Source organism: Inquilinus sp. (assembly GCF_057815775.1).
This window is the reverse complement of sequence record NZ_JBYRFX010000333.1, coordinates 1-4,609: the sequence shown is the minus strand read 5'-3', so window position 1 is coordinate 4,609 and position 4,609 is coordinate 1. Positions and strand designations below refer to the sequence as shown.

Below are 4,609 nucleotides of genomic sequence, written 5' to 3'. Positions count from 1 at the left end.
CATGCGGAAGGATTCGGCGCCGAGGCCGAGATGGTCGCTGGCGGACATGGTGTAGATGCCGGTGACGCCGACATGGCCGCTGGTCTGCTCGATCGCGTCGCGGATCTTCGCCGGCTCGGCCGAATCCGCCCGCCGGATCGCATCCGCCAGCAGCTCGATGCCGTCGAAGGCATAGCCGCCGAAGGTGGAGACCGACTGGCCGGTGGCCGCCTCATAGGCCGTCTTGTACTTGGTCACGACAGCCTTCTGCGGGTCGGTGTCGCCCAGCTTGCCGGCGATCAGCAGCGCCGGGGCGGGCAGGCGCACGCCCTCCGCCGCGGGGCCGGCGAGCTCGATGAAGCTCTTCGAGGCGACACCGTGCGACTGGTACAGCGGCCACTGGAGGCCCAGTTGGGCGTAATTGCGCGTCACGATCGCCGGGCCCTGGCCGAAGCCGGGATTGAGCACGGCCTGGACGCCCTCGGTATTCTTGATCTTGTTAAGCTGCGGCGTCATGTCGGCATCGGCCGGCCCGTAGCTTTCGTCGACCATCGCGCTGATGCCGAAATCGGCCATGACAGCCAGGCACTGGCCGCGCATCGACTTGCCGAAGCCGTCGGTGCCGGAGATCAGGGCGATCTTGGCGATGCCCCGCGCCTTCATGTCCTGGAAGATCTTCTGGCAGGCGGTCTTGTCAGTGTGCGGCGTCTTGAACACGAATTCCCGCACCGGATCGATGATCTCGATGCCGCCGGCCAGCGAGATGAAGGGGATACCGGCATCCTCGAACACCGGGATCATCGCCATGGTGGTGCCGGTGGCCGTGCCGCCGACCATGGCCACGACTTGGTCGTCCTCGACCAGGCGGGTGGCGAAGGTGCGCGCCTTGCTGGCGTCGCCGCCATCGTCGTAGAGCACCAGCTCCACCGGCCGGCCGAGCAGGCCGCCCTCCTGGTTGAGCGTCTCGACATAGAGCTTGAGCGTCCGCGCCTCCGGGTCGCCCAGGAAGGCGGCGGGGCCGGTGGCAGACAGGACGGCCCCGATCTTCAGCGGCTCGGCGGCCCTGGTGGCGGTGCCGGGAAGGATGGCCGCGGCCATCGCGGCGACGAGGGCTGCCGCGCGCAGCAGCGGTCCTGGAGCGAAGTGCGTTCCCATGTGATCTCCCCCCGAAGGCTTGGCTCTTGGCTGGCGGTTGGCTCCGCTTCCTGATGGGCCGTCCGCCTTGCGGGAAGAGGGATGGCCAAGTCAGCCTATGATTGACCGGTCGATTGGTCAATTCAAGAAATGCGATGGTCGGCATCGCCGTTGCGGCGGCAGACGCCATGGGAGTGAACGGTTGCGGCCGTAACAACTTCGCCACGGCCCGACGTCAATCCGTAACGCCCGGCGGAAATCCTGCACGAAGGGGGCGCTTGATTGCCAAAGGGCCCTCATCGGCCGTCAGGAGAGTGCCCAGCGTGTTCCGTCAGATCAGCAACCGTCCGGCCAGCCTTCGCCGTGCACTGCCCGTCCTCGCCTATGTCCTGGCGGCGGCCGCGGCCACCGGTGCCGTCGCGGCGCCTGATGCCACCGGCATGCGGGCCGTCGGTGGCGCCTATCGCGAGCTAGGCCAGGCGCTGGAACAAAGCCGCGGCGGCCGGCCCGACGGCGCGACGAGCCAGAGGATCGCGGCGGCGGCCCACAAATTCCAGGATGCGCTCAAGTGCGACGGCGGGGCACGGCCGGAGCTCGCGACCGACGCCCACAACATCGCCGCCTCCCTCAAGGACGGATCGTTCAGCGCCGATGGCAGCATCGCTGCGCTGCGGCGCGACGCCAGGGGCAGCGTCATCGCAGCGGAGCCATGGACCCCGGCCCCGGGCGGGGATCCGATCCCGGGCGCCATCGGCATCGCCCTGAACCAGACCGGTGAGGGCGATTGCGTCGGCATCTCGGTGATCAAGGCGTTCGCGAGCACGCCGGCCGGCACGGCGATCCTGCACAAGGCCGTCACCGCCAATGCCGATGGCAGCTTCAACATCAACTTCCCCGGCGATGCCGCGACCGTCTACCACCTCGGCCCGGACAATCTCGACCAGTTCGGCAAGGGCGACCCGGCGGCGTCGGCCCTGGTCGGCGCCATGTTCCGCTTCTTCCACCGCGACCCCAGCCAGGGGGCGCTGCCGACTAACAAGACGATGGAGCTGCTCGCCGGCACCCTGGGCGATCACGCCCGGCGGGCCGATGCAGAGATGACGCCGCAGGAGATCACCGACTTCCTGACGCGCAACGCCGATGCGGTCGGCAACGGCGTTGCCATGGTGTTCGGCGGCAAGCCGGGCCGCAAAGGCGAATGGACCAAGGGCGACGGCCACGCCTTCGCCGTCATCCACATCGACCCCGCAGCGGGAATGGTGACTTACACCAACCCCTGGAACGAGGCGACAACCCGGACCATCGCCATCGCCGACCTGGCGCAGCAGGCGGCGGGGACCTCGGCGGATTTCGAGACCGTGACCTTCCGCTGACCGTCTCTCAGCCCGCGTCGGTCACGCGCGCGGCTGCCAGGGGGCGGAGGCTTCGGCCGGTGGCGACGAGAACCAGCAACGCCGCCGACAGCAGCGCGACGGTGATCCAGTGGAGGTCGTCGAGGGCCAGCCCGCGGGCCAGGGCGGCCCCGCCCAGCCCGGCGCCGATCGCCGTGCCGATGTAGATGGTGGAATGGTTCAGCGCGATGACCAGCGCGCTGCTGCGGGGCGCGAGGTCGATCAGGCGGGCCTGCTGCGGGGCGAAGGTGCCCCAGCCGGTGATCGACCAGATCGCCAGCGCCGGGGCCACCATCCACGCGGATTGCAGGCTGAATCCCATCAGCGACTGGTTGACCGCCGCGATCGCCAGGCAGGCGGCGAGGGGGATCATCGCGCCGAAGCGGTCGACCAGGCGGCCGCCGAGCTGGCTGCCGATCAGTCCGCCGATGCCGTAGACGGAAAACAGCACGACGACGATATGCGGCGCGAAGCGCTGTGACAGCACCGCGCCGAGATAGGTGTAGCTGGTCAGGTTGGCGGTGTTCCACAGCAGGCTCGGGGCCAGCGCCAGCAGCACGTTCCGCTGCTTCAACGGCGCCATGCGGGCGGCATAGCTTGGCACGGTCCCGGTCACGGGCTGCTCCCGCGGCGGGTTGGCGGCCAGGGCCGCGACCGCCACAGTCGAAATCGCCGTGATCAGCCAGAAGGTCATGCGCCAGCCCAGGGCTTCGCCGATCGCGGTGCCGATCGGCACCCCGAACACGGCCGACGCGGTCAGCCCCAGTGCCACGGTTGCGATCGCCGCGCCCTTGCGGTGCGGCTGCGCCAGCGACGCCGCCAGCGCATAGGCGGTCGAGGTGTAGAGCGCCGCGACCGCACCGGCGAGCACGCGCACCACCATCAACGCCCAGTAGGTCGGCGCCGCCGCGCACAGCGCATTCGCCAGCGCGAAGATCGCCAGCGTGACGATGACGACCCGGACCTGTTTCAGCGTGGCTGTCAGCGGCACGAGGAGTGGGGCGGCGAGGGCATAGGTCAGGGCATAGGCCGTGACCGTCTGGCCCGCCGCTTCGAGATCGGTGCCGAAATGCGCGGCGATGGCTGGCAGGATGCCCGACACCACGAACACATCCGTGCCGATCGCGAACGTCCCCAGGGCGAGGACCCAGATCCGAATATCCCGTGCCTGTGCCATGCCAGCACCCATCATCCCGCTGTGATCGCGAATTTCTAACACTTGCGCAACAGGCAGGTCCCGCCAAACTATGCCAAGGGAATAGGGTTCCGGCGGCACGATCTGGCGTCAGAACGCCTTCAATCGGAGAAGTGTGCCAAGATGGACCTCGACCCCATCGATATCAGGATCCTGCGCGAGCTTCAGGCGGACGGGCGGCTCACCAATGTCGAGCTGGCGGACAGGGCGGGCCTGTCGCCATCGCCGTGCCTCAGGCGGGTCAAGGCGCTCGAGAGCGCCGGGGTGATCCGCGGCTACCATGCCGTGCTGGACCGGGACGCGCTGGGCCTGGGCCTCACCGTCTTCGTCGGCGTCAAGGTCGCGCACCGCCCGACCGAGGAGACGCCAACCTTCTGGGAGGCCGTCCAACTCCTGCCGGAGGTCATCACCTGCCACCTGGTGTCCGGCGAGGCCGACTTCCTGCTTCAGGTCGTGGTGCCGGATTTGGCGGCGTATGAGCGGTTCCTGCTGGGAACGCTGCTGAAGCTGCCCGGGGTGACCGACGTGCGCAGCAATTTCGCGATCAAGGCGGTCAAGCCGAACACGCAACTGCCGCTCGGCCACCTTCCGTCCCCGGGCCACGGCTGACCGTCAGCCCATGCCCAGCGCCTGGCGGATCGCGATCTCGACCGGCGAATAGGCGCTGGCCGCCCGCTTCAGCCGGTAGGGCTTGGCCAGCGCCAGAGACGGCTGCGCCAGGAAGCGCGGTTCGGTGCCGCGGTGCTTCTGCGCCGCATGGATGATGAAGGGATGGCACAGATCGACGGTCCCGGCCTCGCCCGTCGCCGTCACCTCCGGCAGCTCGGCGCCCATGCGGTCGAGCTTCAGCCGCGACAGGCCGGCGTCGCCCGCCGGTTCCAGATGCCGGGCCAGGTCCAGATGCGACCCC

5 protein-coding genes are annotated in these 4,609 nt (G+C 69.1%); 2 read left to right on the top strand and 3 right to left on the bottom strand.

Translation table 11 applies throughout. The features are described 5' to 3' along the window. On the bottom strand, nucleotides 1-1,134 hold a 1,134-nt coding region (locus tag AC3XYG_RS11905), incomplete at its 3' end, for an ABC transporter substrate-binding protein (protein ID WP_489140047.1). Nucleotides 1,135-1,436: 302 nt separating this feature from the next. Between AC3XYG_RS11905 and AC3XYG_RS11900 the strand changes: the two genes are divergently transcribed. After that, complete coding sequence (locus AC3XYG_RS11900) at nucleotides 1,437-2,486, top strand: hypothetical protein (RefSeq protein WP_489140046.1); 1,050 nt, start codon at nucleotides 1,437-1,439, stop codon at nucleotides 2,484-2,486. Nucleotides 2,487-2,493: 7 nt separating this feature from the next. Here AC3XYG_RS11900 and AC3XYG_RS11895 read toward each other — a convergent pair whose 3' ends face one another. Beyond that, complete coding sequence (locus AC3XYG_RS11895; protein WP_489140045.1) at nucleotides 2,494-3,681, bottom strand: MFS transporter; 1,188 nt, start codon at nucleotides 3,679-3,681, stop codon at nucleotides 2,494-2,496. Nucleotides 3,682-3,822: 141 nt separating this feature from the next. On the opposite strand from AC3XYG_RS11895, the gene AC3XYG_RS11890 reads away from it, so the two are divergent. Further along, on the top strand, nucleotides 3,823-4,308 hold the full coding sequence (locus AC3XYG_RS11890) for an Lrp/AsnC family transcriptional regulator (RefSeq protein WP_489140044.1): 486 nt from the start codon (nucleotides 3,823-3,825) through the stop codon (nucleotides 4,306-4,308). A 3-nt stretch (nucleotides 4,309-4,311) separates the two neighbouring features. On the opposite strand, the gene AC3XYG_RS11885 is transcribed toward AC3XYG_RS11890, so the two are convergent. Next, nucleotides 4,312-4,609: phytanoyl-CoA dioxygenase family protein (locus AC3XYG_RS11885; RefSeq protein ID WP_489140043.1), on the bottom strand; the 298-nt coding region annotated here is incomplete at its 5' end.